Annotated in this window: 18 protein-coding genes; 7 read left to right on the forward strand and 11 right to left on the reverse strand. The window is 47.2% G+C overall.

Annotation, left to right across the window (positions count from 1 at the left end; translation table 11 throughout):
- The first annotated feature begins 84 nt into the window (after positions 1-84).
- The gene (locus tag DESPODRAFT_RS07850) at positions 85-774 is read left to right on the forward strand and encodes a Fe-Mn family superoxide dismutase (protein WP_004072662.1); all 690 of its coding nucleotides are present in this window, start codon (positions 85-87) and stop codon (positions 772-774) included.
- A gap of 162 nt (positions 775-936) precedes the next feature.
- Here DESPODRAFT_RS07850 and DESPODRAFT_RS07855 read toward each other — a convergent pair whose 3' ends face one another.
- The 6 genes from DESPODRAFT_RS07855 to DESPODRAFT_RS20285 form a co-directional block, all read right to left on the reverse strand.
- Entirely contained in the window at positions 937-1,407 is a 471-nt protein-coding gene (locus DESPODRAFT_RS07855; protein ID WP_004072664.1) for a universal stress protein, read from the reverse strand.
- Positions 1,408-1,644: 237 nt separating this feature from the next.
- A complete protein-coding gene (locus tag DESPODRAFT_RS07860) occupies positions 1,645-2,910 on the reverse strand; it encodes a diaminopimelate decarboxylase family protein (protein WP_004072665.1) in 1,266 nt (421 codons plus the stop codon).
- A gap of 2 nt (positions 2,911-2,912) precedes the next feature.
- On the reverse strand, positions 2,913-4,250 hold the full coding sequence (locus tag DESPODRAFT_RS07865; protein ID WP_245532041.1) for an ATP-grasp domain-containing protein: 1,338 nt from the start codon (positions 4,248-4,250) through the stop codon (positions 2,913-2,915).
- The gene (locus DESPODRAFT_RS07870) at positions 4,183-5,139 is read right to left on the reverse strand and encodes a GNAT family N-acetyltransferase (protein ID WP_004072668.1); all 957 of its coding nucleotides are present in this window, start codon (positions 5,137-5,139) and stop codon (positions 4,183-4,185) included. Before DESPODRAFT_RS07870 ends, DESPODRAFT_RS07865 begins: the two co-directional genes overlap by 68 nt.
- A gap of 10 nt (positions 5,140-5,149) precedes the next feature.
- Positions 5,150-5,311 (reverse strand): hypothetical protein, encoded by a 162-nt coding sequence (locus DESPODRAFT_RS19955; RefSeq protein WP_004072671.1) that lies wholly within the window; start codon positions 5,309-5,311, stop codon positions 5,150-5,152.
- Positions 5,312-5,340: 29 nt separating this feature from the next.
- Positions 5,341-5,502: a hypothetical protein gene (locus DESPODRAFT_RS20285; protein WP_004072673.1), complete on the reverse strand. Its 162-nt coding sequence runs from the start codon at positions 5,500-5,502 to the stop codon at positions 5,341-5,343.
- A gap of 367 nt (positions 5,503-5,869) precedes the next feature.
- Here DESPODRAFT_RS20285 and DESPODRAFT_RS07880 point away from each other — a divergent pair, with 367 nt between their 5' ends.
- Together DESPODRAFT_RS07880 and DESPODRAFT_RS07885 are read left to right on the forward strand one after the other, a co-directional pair.
- The gene (locus DESPODRAFT_RS07880; protein WP_004072675.1) at positions 5,870-7,291 is read left to right on the forward strand and encodes a sigma-54 interaction domain-containing protein; all 1,422 of its coding nucleotides are present in this window, start codon (positions 5,870-5,872) and stop codon (positions 7,289-7,291) included.
- Between the two features lie 6 nt (positions 7,292-7,297).
- Entirely contained in the window at positions 7,298-7,888 is a 591-nt protein-coding gene (locus DESPODRAFT_RS07885; protein WP_004072677.1) for a hypothetical protein, read from the forward strand.
- Between the two features lie 116 nt (positions 7,889-8,004).
- Here the strand turns inward: DESPODRAFT_RS07885 and DESPODRAFT_RS07890 are convergent, their stop codons facing one another.
- From DESPODRAFT_RS07890 to DESPODRAFT_RS07910, 4 genes are all read right to left on the reverse strand, one after another.
- Positions 8,005-8,391, reverse strand: coding sequence for a TraR/DksA family transcriptional regulator (locus tag DESPODRAFT_RS07890; RefSeq protein WP_004072679.1), 387 nt, complete (start codon positions 8,389-8,391; stop codon positions 8,005-8,007).
- Positions 8,392-9,071: 680 nt separating this feature from the next.
- The gene (locus DESPODRAFT_RS07900) at positions 9,072-10,319 is read right to left on the reverse strand and encodes a lactate racemase domain-containing protein (protein ID WP_004072680.1); all 1,248 of its coding nucleotides are present in this window, start codon (positions 10,317-10,319) and stop codon (positions 9,072-9,074) included.
- Between the two features lie 208 nt (positions 10,320-10,527).
- Positions 10,528-11,478: a hydrogenase iron-sulfur subunit gene (locus DESPODRAFT_RS07905; RefSeq protein ID WP_004072682.1), complete on the reverse strand. Its 951-nt coding sequence runs from the start codon at positions 11,476-11,478 to the stop codon at positions 10,528-10,530.
- A 24-nt stretch (positions 11,479-11,502) separates the two neighbouring features.
- On the reverse strand, positions 11,503-12,936 hold the full coding sequence (locus DESPODRAFT_RS07910; RefSeq protein WP_004072684.1) for an FAD-binding oxidoreductase: 1,434 nt from the start codon (positions 12,934-12,936) through the stop codon (positions 11,503-11,505).
- A gap of 520 nt (positions 12,937-13,456) precedes the next feature.
- On the opposite strand from DESPODRAFT_RS07910, the gene ftcD reads away from it, so the two are divergent.
- The 4 genes from ftcD (at position 13,457) to DESPODRAFT_RS07925 (ending at position 16,945) form a co-directional block, all read left to right on the forward strand.
- Positions 13,457-14,173 carry a glutamate formimidoyltransferase gene (ftcD, locus tag DESPODRAFT_RS07915; RefSeq protein WP_337833562.1) on the forward strand — a complete coding sequence of 239 codons (717 nt, stop codon included), beginning with the start codon at positions 13,457-13,459 and terminating at the stop codon, positions 14,171-14,173.
- A 3-nt stretch (positions 14,174-14,176) separates the two neighbouring features.
- Positions 14,177-14,320, forward strand: coding sequence for a hypothetical protein (locus DESPODRAFT_RS20290; RefSeq protein ID WP_172635710.1), 144 nt, complete (start codon positions 14,177-14,179; stop codon positions 14,318-14,320).
- Between the two features lie 194 nt (positions 14,321-14,514).
- The gene (gene ltrA, locus DESPODRAFT_RS07920) at positions 14,515-15,921 is read left to right on the forward strand and encodes a group II intron reverse transcriptase/maturase (RefSeq protein ID WP_004072687.1); all 1,407 of its coding nucleotides are present in this window, start codon (positions 14,515-14,517) and stop codon (positions 15,919-15,921) included.
- A 19-nt stretch (positions 15,922-15,940) separates the two neighbouring features.
- Positions 15,941-16,945 (forward strand): cyclodeaminase/cyclohydrolase family protein, encoded by a 1,005-nt coding sequence (locus DESPODRAFT_RS07925; RefSeq protein ID WP_245532042.1) that lies wholly within the window; start codon positions 15,941-15,943, stop codon positions 16,943-16,945.
- A 96-nt stretch (positions 16,946-17,041) separates the two neighbouring features.
- On the opposite strand, the gene DESPODRAFT_RS07930 is transcribed toward DESPODRAFT_RS07925, so the two are convergent.
- Positions 17,042-17,605, reverse strand: a complete 564-nt coding sequence (locus DESPODRAFT_RS07930; RefSeq protein WP_004072689.1) for a hypothetical protein — start codon at positions 17,603-17,605, stop codon at positions 17,042-17,044.
- Positions 17,606-17,632: the final 27 nt, after the last annotated feature.

The raw sequence follows: 17,632 nt of genomic DNA on the forward strand, positions 1-17,632 counted from the left end.
GCAGTCTTTTCGGAACGTATGCTTAAAAAGACAGCACAAAAAAGACCGGAATCCCTGTTTCAAAACTTCAAAAAAGGAGGTGGCATGGACAGAAGAAACTTTTTAAAACTTTCAGCCGGTGCGGGTGCCCTTGCACTGTTTCAGATAACCGGTGTCAGCTGTGCAGGCTCTGGAGGTGGATTGGTAATCCAGGAGTCTCTACCCTACAAAGCAGATGCCCTTGAACCGTATATATCTGAAAAGACAATTCGCTTTCACTATGGGAAGCACCATGCCGGGTATGTAAAAAAATTGAATCAGATGATCAAAGGAACCGCTTACGCCGGCCTGGGTATTGAGGCAATTGTTCAGAAAACATACGGCAGCGCAGGTGAGACCGGTATTTTTAATAATGCCGCCCAGGTCTTTAATCACACCTTTTACTGGAACAGCATGAAACCGGGTGGCGGCGGTGTGCCTGATGGTGTTATTTCCGAAAAAATCAATGCGGACTTCGGCAGTTATGATGCATTTAAAAAAGACTTTGCATCCGCAGCGCTCTCCCAGTTCGGCAGTGGGTGGGCATGGCTTGTTAAAGATGGTGATGCGCTGAAAATTCTCAAAACATCAAACGCCGATACACCGATTGCCCAGGGGCTGGTTCCGCTCCTTACCGTTGATGTATGGGAACATGCATATTACCTGGATTACCAGAACCGGAGAGCGGACTATATCGACGCATATCTGGAACATCTGGTCAACTGGGCGTTTGCAGAAACCAATCTGGTGGGATAGAAGATAGATTAAACGGCCGGTAATTACAGTCGATTGCCCTGGAAATCCGGCCCGAATCCGTTTGATTTTTAAGGATTGTTAGCCGCCTGACCCCTGTCGAGTTCGTTGTAAATCATTGGTCCGGCAAAACTCAGGCGGTGCATAATCCTTCCATTCTTTTGTTCAGTCAACAATGATCACTGGGATGTTCAAGGAATGCATCACCCGCGAAGCGTTGCTGCCAATAAAAAATTCTTTTAGACCTGATGTCGAACTTCGTCCCATGGCAACCGTATTGTATTTTCCTTTTTGTGCCTCGTGTATAATGTCATCGGAAATCTTTTTGCCCTGGGGCTGAGTTTTTATATGAACCTTCTCTTTGGCAAACCCGGCATCGATTAATTTATACCTTGCGGTGTCAAGGCTTTCCCGCATCATTTTCTCGCGCTTTTCCTCCATCCGGCAGAACGAATTGCGTTCTGCTTCAAAATAGGGCGTGAGGCTGGGGCTGTTGAGCCCACAGGCTGCCGCAGTATCCGGCACTACATGAAACAGTGTGACCTCATCCTCTTTGTTCAGGTTTTTTGCAACATAGGTAACGGTATTTTGAGCGCATTCAGTTTCGTCAAAGGGAATCAGGATTTTGGCAGTCATGATCTTTTCTCCTTATTTAGAATTACTCGAAAGTCGTAAGCTTTTTTAAAAAAATGTGACGTTTGAAATCTAATGGGAGCATTTTAGTGCTTTTTGATATTTTGAACGACCAAATTCAAAAGGCCCAAAATACTTAACTATAACTTGATCATAAAGTATAAGTTATCAGACCCGGATGTTTTTGCGCAATGCTTTTTTCAAAAAAGATTACTTGGCTTATGTTTTTCATGTTTATCTTTATTCGGGAAGAAGAAAATAGCGATTGCTGCTTTCCTTGACCGCTACCCGGGGAATGGGTTTGATGAATTGCTGGCGAAGACTATAGGTGTAAGCCCCCTGGGCCGGAATCATGAGGATGTCATTCTCTTTGATTCCTGAACCGAAATAGGCATAACCCCAGACATCGTGGGGGGTGCAAAGGGAGCCCAGAATACGGCATTTTTTTTCGGACAGGCTGGGCCTGGTTAAATTGAGCACAGGGCAGTAATCGGTTTCATACCGTTCCCAGCCCACAGTGTTGCCCCCGGCATCGGTGATGACCAGGTCCTTCTCCTTGCAGTCCACCACCTGGATAAGAATGTGCATGGCATCATTGCATATCCAGCGGCCCGGCTCAAAACAGATCCGGCATTGGGTCAAAGGCAGGATGTGCGCTTTAATGGCACTTGACAACTCTTTTGCAAACAGGTCAATGGAGACACCCGGGTCAATAATATAGTTCTGGGGCATATTCGATAACAGCCACTCCCCCTGGGCAGGCCAGTAGCCGCCGCCAATATCAATGAATTTTACCGCATCCAGAAACTGTTTTGGCATGCTGGAAAGGATCTCTCCCAATTTTTTGATAAATGTGGTCTGCCTGTCCGGGTTAAGATTCCAGGAGGAATGGAATTGCAGTCCCTGGAAATCCAACCGGCCAAGCGTCTCGATCTCTTTGAAGGCAGATAACAGGTGTTCGGGCAACACCCCGAATTTGCGCCACAGCCCTTCGGGGTTGTTGTTCAGGCGCAACCCAACGGGCATGCGGGTCTGCCTTTCTTCAAGCACGGATGTCAGCCGTTTCGCCTCTCCGATGCTGTCCAGCAGAATCACCACCCGGTCCGGGTGTCGGGCCGCAAGTGCCAGCTCCTGGATGGTTTTGCCCGGACCGCTGAAAATAATTGAGGACGCACCCAGTTCCAGGGCCACGGACAGTTCCACGCCGCTGGATACATCCAGCCCGAATCCATGCTTGAGCAGATGTCCTGAAAGATGGGGCAGATTGTTGCTTTTCATGGCGTAAAAAAATGCGGTTTCGGGCAGACGGTGGCTGAATGCTGCTCTGAACTGGTCCGCTTTTCGTGCCAGAACATCGGTTTCCAGAACATACAGGGGGGATCCGAACGCCTTGGCTATATCCAGATATACCCCCTTATTTTTTAGGTACGGATTTATAAACTCAACTACTTTTTCCCTGGACAGAAAAAGGGGGGGGGGCGGTATTTGTGTCTTGGCTGTCGGCATCTCTAATCCATTTCAACATCAATACGTTTGGCGAGCAAAAGGCACTCTGTTTCGAAAAATCTGCGCCTGTTCGGTTCTATGATCATGTGTCCTAAAAGCCATGAATCGTAGTCTTGGGGCGGCATGGTTACCCTGTGCCCCGGGGTGTGAATCAAGTGTATTTTTTTTACCCGTTTGTCGTTTTCCACGGCCGCCGTGTTGATGCGTTTTATTACCCCATTTCTGCGGGCATGGATACGGAACGCCACCAGGGGCGTGTACGGCCCTTTTTTTTCATTTTTCCAGGCAAAGCCTTCTGCCGCATCCAGGGTCAGCCCAAGTATGTCGATGTTGCCCGCTTCCTTGATCAGAAAGGGCAGGCAGTCTCCACCGGGCCGCGGGGTCATTTCTATAAGCACAGGCGTTTTATGTCGAAGGATAAAATCCACCATGCAGACGCCGGTCTCAATTCCCAATGCCCTGGCTGCCCTGTAAAACAGGTCTGCAATCATGTCATTGGCAGGCATTTGGTCATCACCGTTTTCCGGCCAGATTGCATACCCGGAAATGGTGCCGAAGGGGCGGCTGTCCACCTTTATTTTCCGGGTTTTACGCAGGATAACGGCCCGGTCTTTTTCCATGAGAAAATCACAGGAAAATTCAGGGCCGGCCACCCACTCCTCGGCCAGCATCTGAAATATGCCGGCATCCGTGGGTTTAAACAATGGATTTCCGGTCCGCGCAGCAAGCCCGTCCGCCACTGCATTGAAGGCATTCTCACACTCTTTTCGGGTGACACATTTAAATACAAGTTCGCTGCCGGAACCGCAGAAGGGTTTGAGTACAATGCCCGCAGGTACCTGGTCCAGGAAATTTAATACTTCAATGTCGGTATTTACCGGGCAGGTTTGGGGGCAAGGAATCTGATGTTTGCGCCACAACTGTTTTGAGATAAATTTATCCCTGCTGTTTCTGACCGCCTCAATATCAGGGTAGGGCAACCCCATCTTTTCTGCCAGAATGGATGCCGTTTCCATGGATTCGCAGTCAAAACAGGTAATCCCGGAAAGGGTCACCCCGAAGGTTTTTTGGTGGTGTTTTAATGCCTTAACTGCGGCGGCAATATCGCAGATGGGGCATAAAATTTCTTCTCCATTGTCCGGACATGGCTCGGTGGCATTCTGACGCACCTTAGGCTCTGTCAAAAAAAGTGCCTGTCCGGGACGGATTTTTCTGATCCATTCAATGTAATCAGATGTGGTACCTACCACCAACACCTGATTTTTTTTAAGCTCAGACTGCTTTTCGACCATAATGGCCCCCATGGAAAACAGCCGTTTCCGGCTGGGTATGAATTTCATATGAGGGTCTGGGGCTTAAGCGAAACCGTTCTTTCCAGGTAAAACTGCCGCACAGAAAATCCACGGCTTCCATCCGGTTGTGGCAAGCCCATTCCAGGTGGTGCAGGTTGATCACTTTGGCAATGCCGGCAAAATCCGGGTGGGTGCCCCCGGCTACAACCGTGTAGGTGTTGTTGAAAAAGGCCCCCATGTCCACGGCTGCAATTTTTCCCTCCACAATGGCGGTGGTGATCCTGAGCATGCCCATATCCCGAAGATAGACTGCAAACCGTTCAAAAGAACGGTAAAACCGCGCATCGCTGAAGTAGGAGTCCGATGTAAAGGCAGCCATGTTCAAACGAAATAATTCAGTGATGTCCGGCATGTGATTGTAGCGCCATGAAAGCTGCCGCTCCTCAATCTTTTTTACATCGGCCTTGAGTTTTTTTCTGGTTTTTCCGGGAAAAGCCAGCCAGAAATTCTCCATGGAGAAATCATGCATCCGGGGGTAGAAAAGATAGCCGGTTTCGTCGGGTCCGGCCTGGTCTATTTTATCAAACAGGGGATTGAAACGCAGATATCTCAAATTCAATGGTCCGGGAACTGATTCGCACAATGCTTGAAATACTTCCGGGGAGTGTGCAAGCACCCGGTTCTGCTCCAGCCAGGTTTTGCCTTTCCAGGTCTCTCCGGGAAAAAATACATATTCGCCGGTCTCTTCGATCCGGCTTAAGGGAAGAAATCCCACAATCTGGCCCTTGTCTTCGATAAGATGGAAGCTTAAAGGTCTGTTGAATGCGGCGTTAAAACATTGCCTGACAGCCCAAAGATCAAATATGTCCTGGACCGGCCAGTATTTTTCCCAGGCCTGCCGGCACTTTTCCGGATCTGTAATAATAATGGATTTCATCGATATTCACCTAATGTCTGTAAGTTATGTTGAGCCGAGAAGTTTTCCCGATAAAAAATTTTTGGACAAATTCCCGGGTCATTTCAGAGTCGTAAGCATAGGTGTCGATGGTGGGGGAGATACGCCATACATGATGGCTGGTGTCTATTTTAATTGCTTTGAAAGCGGTCATGTTTTTCTCCTTTAAATTTGAGATACTGCTTACCATTTGTCCATAGTGTCGGTGGGGCGTTTGGGTTTTTTATTCATTTTTTTTCGGCGTTTTTGGTCTTCCTTCTGATCTTGCCAGTCATAATCTTCATCGTAGCTTTCTTTGAATCTTGGGCTCTTGCCTTTGTTTCGGCTGAACTTTTCCCTGGTCATGACTTCCTTTCCTCTTTGGTTTTGTCCGGCTGTTTTGTCCGGGTGGGTTGGGTTTGATTCAAGCATCACTTCAGCAATCTGTGTGCCAGCTTTGTATGAAAAAAAATAATATTAATTAAAACAGGTGGTTAATATTTTTAATGCGGTCCACATACTGATTTTTTCCGCAAATGTTTACTTAAATTTGAAAAAATGGCTTTATCATGATTAAATTGGTATTTTTTAGCCGATTTTTAATCTGATAATTATGGTGTTTTGAAATTTAAAATCCGTTATAAAAGTATGTTGCTTGTTTTTTGAAATTTTTATATACTTCAGCACTTTGTGTGAAACAGCAATATTTTACCGGAAATGGAATGCACTTTTTATGCTGATTCGGTTGGCATGTGCCATTAAAGAGACAAAAATACGCACCGAGCTTGAGAACAGACTGGCTCAACAGGATGTCCAACTCCAGTTTTTTAAACCCAGTAGACTCTCCTGGCAGGCCCTTGCCAGAAGTTGCGCCGATGTGTTCATCGTCAGCAGTCCCACAATTCCCAAGCCTGTTGAATCAAGTATCTCTCTGCTCAATGAACTGCCCGAATCGCCCATGACCATCGTACTGCATAATCGGGAGTCCTCGGAAGAGCATGCCAATCTTCTGGCCTCGGGGGTTGATGTGGTGCTCTATTCCGGTATCCCGATGGACAGTCTTTTAGAAGCCCTTGAAACCACCTTGGAATCCCGCCGTCAGTTCTATTATGCGGAACGATTTGACCGGCGGGGGCGTTTTTTACCCCGACTTAACGATTTTACCTCCAACAGTCGGGACATGCAAGTGTTTCTGGATGAAACCCGTCAGGTGGTATCCAGTGATGCCACCATACTGTTGCTCGGTGAGACAGGTGTGGGCAAGGAGCATCTGTCCAAAGCCATCCATGCAGACAGCCACAGATCCACAGGTCCTTTTATTGCCATCAATATGGCAGCTATTCCGGAACAACTGATGGAAAGCGAACTGTTCGGGCATGAGCAGGGGGCTTTTACCGGGGCTGTGCGTTCGCGGCGGGGGGCATTTGAACTTGCCCATGGCGGAACTATTTTTCTGGATGAAATCGGTGAGATGCCCCTGCAGATGCAAACCAAACTGCTCCGGGTACTCCAGGAACTCGAATTTACGCCGGTGGGCGGTGAAAAATCGGTATGGGTGGATGTCCGGGTGATTGCAGCCACCAACAAAGATCTTGAAGAAGAGGTTGAAAAGGGTACTTTCCGAAAAGATCTTTATTACCGCCTCGGGGTGATTTCATTAACGCTTCCCCCTTTGAGAAAACGTAAAGAGGACATCCCCTCACTGACCAACCATTTTTTGACCATGAACCAGCAGAAATTCGGCAGAAATCTCAAACGATTTTCCCAGCCGGCCATGGAGGCCCTGTGCAACTACCACTGGCCGGGTAATATTCGGGAACTGATGAACGTTATTGAACGGGCCGTCCTGCTGTGCAAGTCAGATATGATCACCTTAGAAGAGTTACCGTCGGTTTTCCATAATACCAAACCCGTCCGGATGGACGGCAGTATATCGGCACTTTCCATGCCGCAGGAATGGGAAACCATGACCCTGCCACAGGTCCGGGACGCCGTGTATGATCAGGTGGAGGCGTTGTATCTGGCCATGGTGCTGAAAAAAACCCATGGGAAAATTGGAGAAACCGCAAAAATTGCAGGCATTCATCCCAGGGGCCTGTATGCCAAAATGAAAAAACTGGGAATAGATAAAGCAGAGTTTAAAGCCAAAGGATAGTTGTTGATGTATTCGCCCTTTCACTACCAGATTTCTGAGTATGACTGTGTGCCCACAGCCATTACCAATGCCATTTCCTTTTTGTTCCATCGTAAAGAAATCCCCCCCATGGTTATCCGGCATATTTATCTTTACTGTCTTGATACGGTGGGGCACGATTCCCGGTTCGGTCTTGGCGGTACCAGTAAATATGCCGTACGTCTGGTGGGCAACTGGCTCAATGCTTACCGGAGGAAGTCTTTTTCCGTTGCCACACAATTTTTGGAAAAAGAACGGGTTACCATGGTGCCGGGCGCCCAGATCGAATCCTGCCTGTCAGGTGGTGGGGTGGTGCTGTGCAATATCCTTTTAACCCCCCGTGACGAACATTATCTTATGGTAACGGCCATGGATGACGAGTGGATATACTGCTTTGATTCCTATCGCAGGCAATCCATTCGCGGTATGAAGGGAATGGTCCGTTTGATTGATGGCGGGGACGGTCGGTCACCCAACCTGAAAATAAGGCGGGACTGGGTCGAGCAGGATCAGTTAAAACGGTTCTGCCTGGGGCCGATGCAGATGCGTGAGAGTCTTTTAATCTGGCGGACATCATAGGTGAATTCCACAGGCAAAACCGGCAACAATAGTCTAAAGATAGATAGACCAAGATTATAGGCTCTGTATTGAGCGTGAAGGTGTTTTTTGATTTTACCGGACATCCCAGGTCCGAATCAGGAGAGAAGGGCTTCCATCCGCTCCTGGGCCTCCTTGCACGCTATACATTTGGAGGTCACAGGACGGGCTTCAAGCCGTTTAAGGGATATCTCTTCACCACAGATGTCACAATATCCATAGGTGCCCTCTTCGATTCGTTTAATCGCGTCTTTGATTTTTTTGATCAACCTGCTTTTCCGGCTCTGCAGGTGCAGGTTCATGGTACGGTTGATATCGGCTGCCGTGGAATCAATAAGCTCCGTATCCCTGCTGGATTCCAGTATCAGTTCAGAAACGGCAGAGTCGGCTTGCTCCAGCAACTCTTTCATGGAGGTGTTCAACATCGCTTTAAAACGCTCCAGATCTTCATTTGTGATATGGGGGTCAATTACTTCAGTGGTCATCTTTTTGCTCCCAAGCGTAGGTAAAGGCCGCTTAATATGTTGATTTAGGGGATGGAAACAGCCCGAATAGATTTTGATGTCGCAACCGCGGTCACCCGGCAGCAATCAAGGCCGTGTATACGGGCATCTGAACGCCGAAATAAAGCAATAACAGTGCCAGAAATATTGGCAGAATTGTTTTCAGAAAATTATTTGGGTCTGCAAGGCTTGAAAATGATTTTTGAAAATGTCCGGTTCGTGCCACCTGCCTCCGGAAAAGCCCTGCTGTCAGGAGTGCCGATGCCGGTAAAGAGACCCTCGTCAAGACTGATTCATTAGCACCGCAAGGGGTATCAAACGCCTTTTATTGTCATCCCTTGCAGTGCCATTTTAATCAGGATAGGATATATAAGTTCCGCTTTCTCTATATTCCGCTTTTTTTGAGACCTTCAGTATCCGTTTTATTTGCCTGTGCCTGAAAGAAGATCCAAATTTTCATCCATACGGTTATTTTATGGGTTGGTGTCAATGGTCATGTGTAATTTTAATAAAAACCCTTTCGGTTATGCATACCCTCCGAAGAGGGGTAGGGTTCGTGCCTCGCCAATGTTCAGCAGGCTTCACAACGTGGTCGACCGCTCCTTGCTCACAGAGCTTTTACAAACCCCTCCTGAATCTTTGATTGAGGAGGGGTGGTTGACTTAGTCGTTTAATATATTAGGCACTGAAAGAGAACCCAATGGAAGTACGGTTACTTTGGCATCTTTGCCTTTTAGCTCAAATGCTTTTTCCAAAGCCGCCTCTACACTGTCAAAGGGTTTAATGTGAACCGCTTTTATCTCGTCTTCCGGTAGTTCAGTAACGCCCCAGGTCTGTGCCCAGGTATTGATCTCAGCCATTTTACCGGCTTTATGATAACCCAGTTTGTATTCAACTTTTATTTTATCAAGAACCTCTTGGGGGGTGGCACAAGAGGCCATCAGATCAAAGAATGTTTTGCCGCCGATTCCCATTCTGCATTGTGATACAAATATTAATATGCCGCCTTCTTTGAGCGCGAGCTTACCATTATCTATCGCCTTTTGAGACTGGTAAAGATCTATATCCATTGGATAAGGAGCCACAGAGATTACAATGTCGGTTTTTTCTTCTATGTCAACACAAAACACTTTTTTTGCACTGTCTATGGCATCATAAAATGCGCCTACAAGATCTCCACACGTGGTTTCATATACATTATGGTCTTTATCTAAAATAGTCATAATGGAAAACACTTGAATATCTTTTAATACATTCATGGCATCCATCATATCTTCATGTACGGGATTGCCATCCAATGCAAGCGCTTTTGCGCTTTTATTTAGTGCTAATTTATGGTTTTGCGTTATGGTCTCATAAGATGCTACACCAGGTAAAAAGCCTTTTCTGCCGCCGGTATAGCCGGCAAAATAGTGGGGTTCCACAGAGCCGATCACGATAGTTTTTTTAGCTTCGGCTACAATTTTATTCAGGTACATCTCAGTACCGTTTGTAGATTTGCCTAAGTATACCATCTCATCGTTTTTGGCATCATGTGACCAGATTCTGTCTTTTGCTTTCAGGTCCTCATAAATCTCTTTTCCAAAAATGTATTCAAATTCTTCATCATTCGGGGCTCTATGGGCACCTGTGGCGATGATGAAATAGATATCTTTATCCTTGATGTCATCATAAATGACTTTAAGTACTTTTGCTGTAGGGGTAGGGCGGGTTCCGTCATTGACGATGAAGACGACTCTCTCATCACCTTCCATAAATTTTGCAAAGTTTGCGTTTTCCAAGTTTTTTGCGAACTCAGCAGCAAACTCTCGTTTTTCTACGTCGTTTGGAAAATATACGCCTTGCAGGTTATTATCATTAATTTCAATTTCAATTTTTTCTTTACCATACGGTATCTGTACTTTTGCCATTATTTTCTCCTTCCTGGAGTTATTTTAATATCTTTTATTCAATTTCTTATCATAATTGGCTTTTCGTTTACGTTTACGGCGGATAAAAATTAAAATCTTCGGTATATATTAAATATTCCGGGGATTAAGATTCTTATCCGCCGCAGATTCCAACAAGAGCGTCAGCTCATAGTTGGACGAAAAGATCATCTATGTGTGGGTTTGAAGTTTAGCGTATTGGGCCCATCTGATTTATCTTTTCCATAAAGGTATCAATTTCTGCCTGGCACAACTGTTTGTCACCAGCAGGAATCTGAACCAGATGGATTCGTTCGGGATTTATATCAAGACTTTCAAGGGTTTCCTTCATTCTTTTTACCCGTTTTTTGGCTGCTTCTGGGCCGTTATGGTTACATTTGTCATCCGGGCAAACGCCCACCAGAACGCCCCATGCCTGATTAAGGAACGGGGTCAATAAAAGATTTTGATCAATACGGCCGCCACACAAGTTCACCAGGATTTCATATTCCTTCTCTTCGAGTTCCGATTCCGGCAATCTGGAGTTCTGAATGTCGGGATGGTATGACCAGTTACAGGCATACATAATGACCTTAGCGGATTCACGGGAGTGGAGGAACTCAACTGCTCTCCTCTCCAGTTCAACCTTGTCGGTGCCGAATGATAATGGGATGGTGATCGCTTCAATGGGACAAATTTCAACACAGATGCCGCAGGACTGGCATTTTACCGGATCCACGACAATACCCTCACCGTCAACAAATTCCCGGGCATCATGGGGACAGGCCCTGACGCACTGTAGGCACCTGGCACAGGAACGGGCGGTGATAGATGTGGTGCCCGGACCATTATATCCCAATTCAACCAGATCTCTTCTGAGGTCCAGCATAATATCCGTTATTTTAACCCCGGAGGAACAGGCTGCTTCACACCGTTTGCAGAAAAAACAACTGAACGATTTTTCCGCAATTTCGGGTGTCAATTCAACCTCACCGGTTAAAAGTCCGTGGGCTAAAATGTTTTTAGCCCGGGGTGCATCGGATTCCCACCGGGTGTATTTAAACATGGGGCAGTGCTCGTAGCAGTATCCGCACCGGATGCACTTGGACAGCATGCCTTCCCATTTTTCTAGATTTTTAAATTTTATTTTTTCTGTCTGCATAACAATAGTCCCTGTGATCCTTTATCAGCTGTTGACAGCATATCTAAGGTTAGTAGCCGTGACCCAGTTATCCGGCGCCTGCTGCAGTTTGCCTGGATTGAGAATGTTGTTGGGGTCCAGAGCCGCTTTGATGGCAGCCATCATTTTCAAGGAATCGTGTTTCTCTGTCTTGAAGGCTTTGGCTTTGGAAATGCCGATACCGTGTTCAGCAGAAGTGGTGCCTTGGACGGAATTTACATATTCATAGATCTCGGCAATGGCTCTCTGGGCGCCCTCCCATTGCTCTTTCTTACTGGTGTCCATCATAATTTTGGTGTGCATGCACCCGGATCCGCAATGGCCGTATGCCGTCATAATGATGCCGTTCTTTTCGGCGGCTTCATGGATTTTGGCGGCCATATCCGCCATTTTGGAGTAGGGTACTGCCATATCGTCAGCCAGGGATGTGGAAGCCATACTGGCGTCAAATTGTGACAGGGCAGGGAATAATTTCTTACGGCCCATGAAGATCTGTTCGCGCTCTTTGGCATCAAAGCTGTACCAGAGGTCGGCACCGTTGTTCTTTTTGCAGATCTCTTCCATTTTTTTAACTTCGTAATCCACGGCTTCCTTAACTTTTCCGTCGGATTCAAAAAGCAGGGAGGCTGCCACTTCCTTAAGGCCCAGGTTCATGGTTTTATTTACTGCCTTGATTGCAACGTCATCCACCAACTCCAGCATGGAGGGGATGGTGCCCGAGGCCATGATGTCAGCGATGGCATTGCCTGCATCCCTGAGACTGTCAAAATTGGCAACGCCCAGGCATCTGAATTCGGGGATGGGTACAAAACTCATGGTCGCTTCCACCACAACACCTAAGGTGCCTTCCGAACCCACAATGAGTTTTTCAAGTTGATAACCGGACGCCTCCACCCGGGTATGGGAACCCAGGGTTACTAGGTCACCATTGGCCAGCACCACTTTCATGCCCAGGACAGCATCCCGGGTAGCGCCGTATTTAACGGAACGAACTCCCGATGCATTGTTGCCGATTTCACCACCGATGGTGGCGATACGTGAAGAGGCCGGTGTCGGGGGATAGAAAACCCCGTAAGGTTTAAGCGCGGCGTTGAGATCATCATCCACCACACCCGGTTCCACCCGGCAGTAAACATCTGGCAGGTTGATTTCAAGTATCCGGTTCATGTTCTTCATGTCCAGAAGAATGCCGCCCTTGGACGACACGGTTTGTCCGCACATGCCCGAGCCACCGCCCCTGGGGACAACCGGTATTTTTGCATCATTGGCATAAGCCAGTACTTTTTGAACCTGACCGGTATTGTCAGGTCTGACAATAACCCATGGTGCGGCATGGTAAACAGATGCGTCTGAGCCGTAAACATACAAGTCAAGCGGATCTGTCTTTATGTTTTTTCCCCCGACTATTTCCCTGAGCCTGGGAATATCGACCGTATTCATTTGATATCCTTTCCTGATGAAAATTGTTAAAACCAGTGGGTCTAAAAAGTCTCTATTCAAGTTAATTCGCTAATATTTTCACAACTGTTTTAAAAATTCAATCCCCTTTACCTTTACAGGATTAATAAGTATTTGCTTTTTTAAAAAGTTGAATTATAAACTCAATTTTTTGTGATGAAGAATATGTTTTAACCTCTTTTTTTTGTTAAAATTTTTTAATTTTTTGGATCTGTCGTCGCCTGTATCGTTAAATTCATGCCCTATGATACTACCTTTAATGTAGGAGAAAATGCAAGTTTTATCCGCGCGTATATATTAAGATGCTTGATTTCTTAAATTGAATAGTTTGAAAGAGGTTGTCGGGGGGGGGAATTAATTGTCAGCAATACCGGTGGCCTACCCTATATTTGTGTATGGGAATCAGGCAAATGACATGTTATATTAGTTTGTGGTTTTATGATAATCAGTGCTCAGTTACCCAAGCCTGAAGGCTTTGGATTTCATACCTAAAGGTTGTTTTATGAATAAAATTGTTGAATGTGTGCCCAATTTTTCTGAAGGACGGGACCGGCAGACCATTGATGCCATTGCTGATGCCATCGCCAAAACACCCGGATGCAGCCTGCTGGATGTGGATCCGGGCAAGTCAACCAACCGGACTGTGTATACCTTTGTGGCAGACCCTGATAGTGTGGTCGAAGGGGCTTTGGCCGCATCAGGGGTGGCCCGGGAAAAAATAGACATGCGCCGACACCATGGGGAACATCCCCGCATGGGTGCCCTGGATGTCTGCCCATTTATTCCGGTGACAGGTGTGACCATGGACGAGTGTATTGAAATTTCAAAACAGTTTGGTAAAAGACTGGCCGAAGAACTTGATGTCCCGGTCTATCTGTACGAGGCCTCCGCCATCCTGGATTACCGCAAAAAATTGCCCCAAATCCGGGAAGGGCAGTATGAAGGCATTCCCCAACGTATTGTCCAGGAAAAATGGAAGCCTGATTTCGGTCCGGCCAGGTTTGTACCCGAGTGGGGGGCTACAGTAACCGGTGCCCGGTTTTTTCTTATTGCATATAATGTTAATTTATTGGGTACCCCCAACCAGGCCCACCGCATTGCACTGAATCTGCGTGAAGCAGGCAGAGGCCTTGAACAGCCAGGCCGCTTCAAGGCGGTGAAGGGGATGGGTTGGTATGTCGATGACTGTGTGCCACGAAGGCAGACACTGTTGCAATAAACAGTGCAGCCATGCTGCACAAAAGATGAGGGAAGGCCCCTCGAAGCCGCCATGCAGGTGGAGGCTTCAAACCACCGTAAGCTGCGCCGGTTAAGAGCCGGGGTGGTGAGCGTTACGGAAAAGGCAGGACAAGATCTTGTCAGGTAGGTTCCAAGGAGACGAACGCAAGTGAATCACTATTGAAGTGTCGAAAGCGTAGGGATGAGGTCAAAACCGGGGGGTAGTCGTTAACCCGGGATAAGTTCGGCGGTTACCTGTTTACTGGCCGGGCGGCCTCCGGCATAAAGGTGGCGTGAACTTGGGACAGGCTTTTGTGTGGAACGTGGGAACCTGTCGCCCTGATGCTAAGGGAGAAATACAAGCGGAGGACCCGTAAGTATGAGAGTACCGATGCAGGGCACAGGGGCGGAGCGACCCGTAGTAGTGATGAAGATTCTGTAATGGAATTGGAGCGAAGGGGAAGCATTGACCAGCTTGAAGTAAAGAAAACAACTGGAAACAGGAGGATTGGATTGAACCAAGCAAAGCCGTTTTGTATTCCTAAACTTGAGGTTATGGAGGCATATGAACGGGTTAAAGCCAACAAAGGGGCTGCCGGTGTAGACGGACAGTCAATCGAAGAGTTTGAGTCTAACTTAAAGGACAATCTTTACAAGCTCTGGAATCGGATGTCCTCCGGCAGTTATTTCCCTCCTCCGGTAATGAGGGTGGAAATACCCAAGGGAGACGGTCGAATGAGGCCGTTGGGAATACCGACAGTGTCGGACAGAATCGCTCAGCAGATAGTCAAACAGCAATTGGAGCCGGAATTGGAAAAACATTTTCATCCGGATTCGTATGGCTATCGACCGGAGAAATCTGCTTTGGATGCAGTTGGGAAAGCCCGGGAGAATTGCTGGAAATATGACTGGGTATTGGATCTTGATATTAAAGGATTTTTCGATAATATTGACCATGATCTTTTGATGAAAGCAGTTCGGTATCACACGGATGACAGATGGGTGCTTCTGTATATAGAACGGTGGCTGAAAGCCCCTGTGATGATGACAGACCACACACTATTCCATCCAAAGAAGGGAACCCCGCAAGGAGGTGTTATCAGTCCCTTGCTGGCCAATCTCTTTTTGCATTATGCATTTGACAACTGGATGGAAAGGCAGTGCCCGGCCACACCGTTTGAGCGTTATGCGGATGATGCAGTGTGCCATTGTAAAAGCCTTGCCCAGGCTGAATATTTGCTTAGAAAGCTGAATGAGCGAATGGAGAATGTGGGACTGGAATTACATCCGGAGAAGACGAAAATAGTCTACTGCAAGGATACAGACCGGCAAAAGGATTATGCCCTGACAAGTTTTGATTTTCTGGGTTATACATTTCGTGCTCGGAAATCAAAGAACCGATGGGGAAAATTCTTCATTAATTTTTCTCCTGCTGTCAGCAATAAAGCAGCAAAAGCAATTCGGCAAACCTCACGAAAGTGGAATTGGCCCAGGCGCAGTGACAAGAGCCTGGAAGATTTAGCCCACATGTTCAATCCTGTCATTCAAGGTTGGATTAACTACTATGGCAGGTTTTATAAATCTGCACTCTACCCGGCCTTAAGGTGCCTGGATCGCCGGTTGGTGATTTGGGCAACAAGGAAATACAAACGTTTTAGGGGACATCGACGAAGGGCAAGTCAGTGGCTGGCTCGAATTGCACGAAGACAGCCAAATTTGTTTGCCCATTGGAGACTACTCTATGCATAGGCTGGTCAATAGGAGCCGGATGAGCGGAGACGTTCACGTCCGGTTCTGTGAGGGCCTGAGGGGGTGGTTCCCTCGGGCTACTCGACATAACCTGGCTCAGGTTACGCTGAACCTGAACAACTATCTTGTCACACCGCCCCATATCCTGTTTGAAGCCGTTAAAGAGGAGGCTGCCAAGCTCAAAATTGCAGTGGCCGGTTCACAGATTGTGGGCGTTGTCCCCCTTCAGGCAATTTTACATGCAGCCGAGTATTATATTGAAAAAGAAGGACTCTTTATTCTGGATGAAGACCAGAAGATCCGGCTGGCTGTTGAACGTTTGGGCCTGAATTCCGTTGCCCCTTTTGATCCCAAGAGCAAGATTATAGAGTACATCATTGCTACGGCGCCAAATGAGCCTTTGGCCGGTATGAGTGTCCGGGCCTTTATTGAACAGGTTGCCGACAGGAGTATAGCCCCTGGCGGCGGTTCTGCATCGGCAGTCATTGCAGCCCTGGGCGCAGGGCTTGGCGCCATGGTGGGTAAATTGACCCTGGGGGTCAGAAAGTTTGAAGCGGTTGACGCTGAAATGAGAAAACTGATTCCATCGCTGCATGAAGCAGCTTTGGCGTTGATTCCCATGATTGATGCAGATACCAATGCCTTTGCAGATTATGTGGCAGCCCTGGGGTTGCCGGAAAATACGGAAAAAGAGAATCGTTTCAGAAAGGCGCAGCTTGAGCTTGGCCTAAAGAAAGCTATTGAGGTGCCCTTGTCCATCATGACTCTGGGTGATAAGGCATGGGACGCCATGCTGGGAGTGGCGCAATACGGTAATATCGCTTCCCGGTCAGATGTGGTGCTCGGTGCCAGAGCCCTTGAGGTGGGTATCTGGGGTGCTTATAGAACTTTGATAAACAACATGGACGATATCAATGACCCCGAATACCGCAAAAAAATTATGGAAAAGGCTGGTGTCATCAGGGACAGGGCTGCCGAAAATTGTCAAAAAATCCTTGATATTCTTGAGAAAAGATCTGTTTAAGGCGGCTACTGCGCCGCAGAAACTATTTTTTGTTTTTTGTGACAGAAACTGAGGCGTAAGGCACTTAATTTCATGTGCCAGATGTAGGTCAAAGGTTCATTTGCGGCGGGCCGGCATGAGCATATGTTCATTGATTCTGAAAAAACCTTTCAAGTTCTCCAGCCAGTATGCATAATAAACTAAATGATCGCTGTTGAACGTCGTGACCTCCCCCCTTTTTTTTGATGCATAGATAAAATGCATCCGGCCGCTGGGATCCACCTGGTAAACCATGGCGGTAAGATCATTGTTGAGCACAATCAGGTCGCCGTTTTGAACATCATCTGCTTTAATACTGTGGGTGTTGTCTAATAAAAGGTTCATGGGCATCAAGTTCTTGTATACCAGCCCTGCTTTGGTAGCAGCCCCGGCGTAAATGGAGTAGAATAGCCATGAATTATCCGTGCTTCCTGTCTGATTAGGGCGTCCGCCGACTAACACAGGCATACCAATGAACTGTTCTGCAATTGATGGGATAAACTGGCAGAAAAGTACGGCAGGCCTCGAGTCCACTGGTGTTTGCATGTGCTCATGCTGTGTCTCTATGACAAGGGAGAGGCTTGCCAGGGTCGGAACAGCCCAGATCAGAAGCAGGATCAGGTGTATGGTTGCTCTTCTCATTTTTTTTCCAAACATAGGGGGGTTTTA

The organism is Desulfobacter postgatei 2ac9 (genome assembly GCF_000233695.2).
Lineage (GTDB): Bacteria > Desulfobacterota > Desulfobacteria > Desulfobacterales > Desulfobacteraceae > Desulfobacter > Desulfobacter postgatei.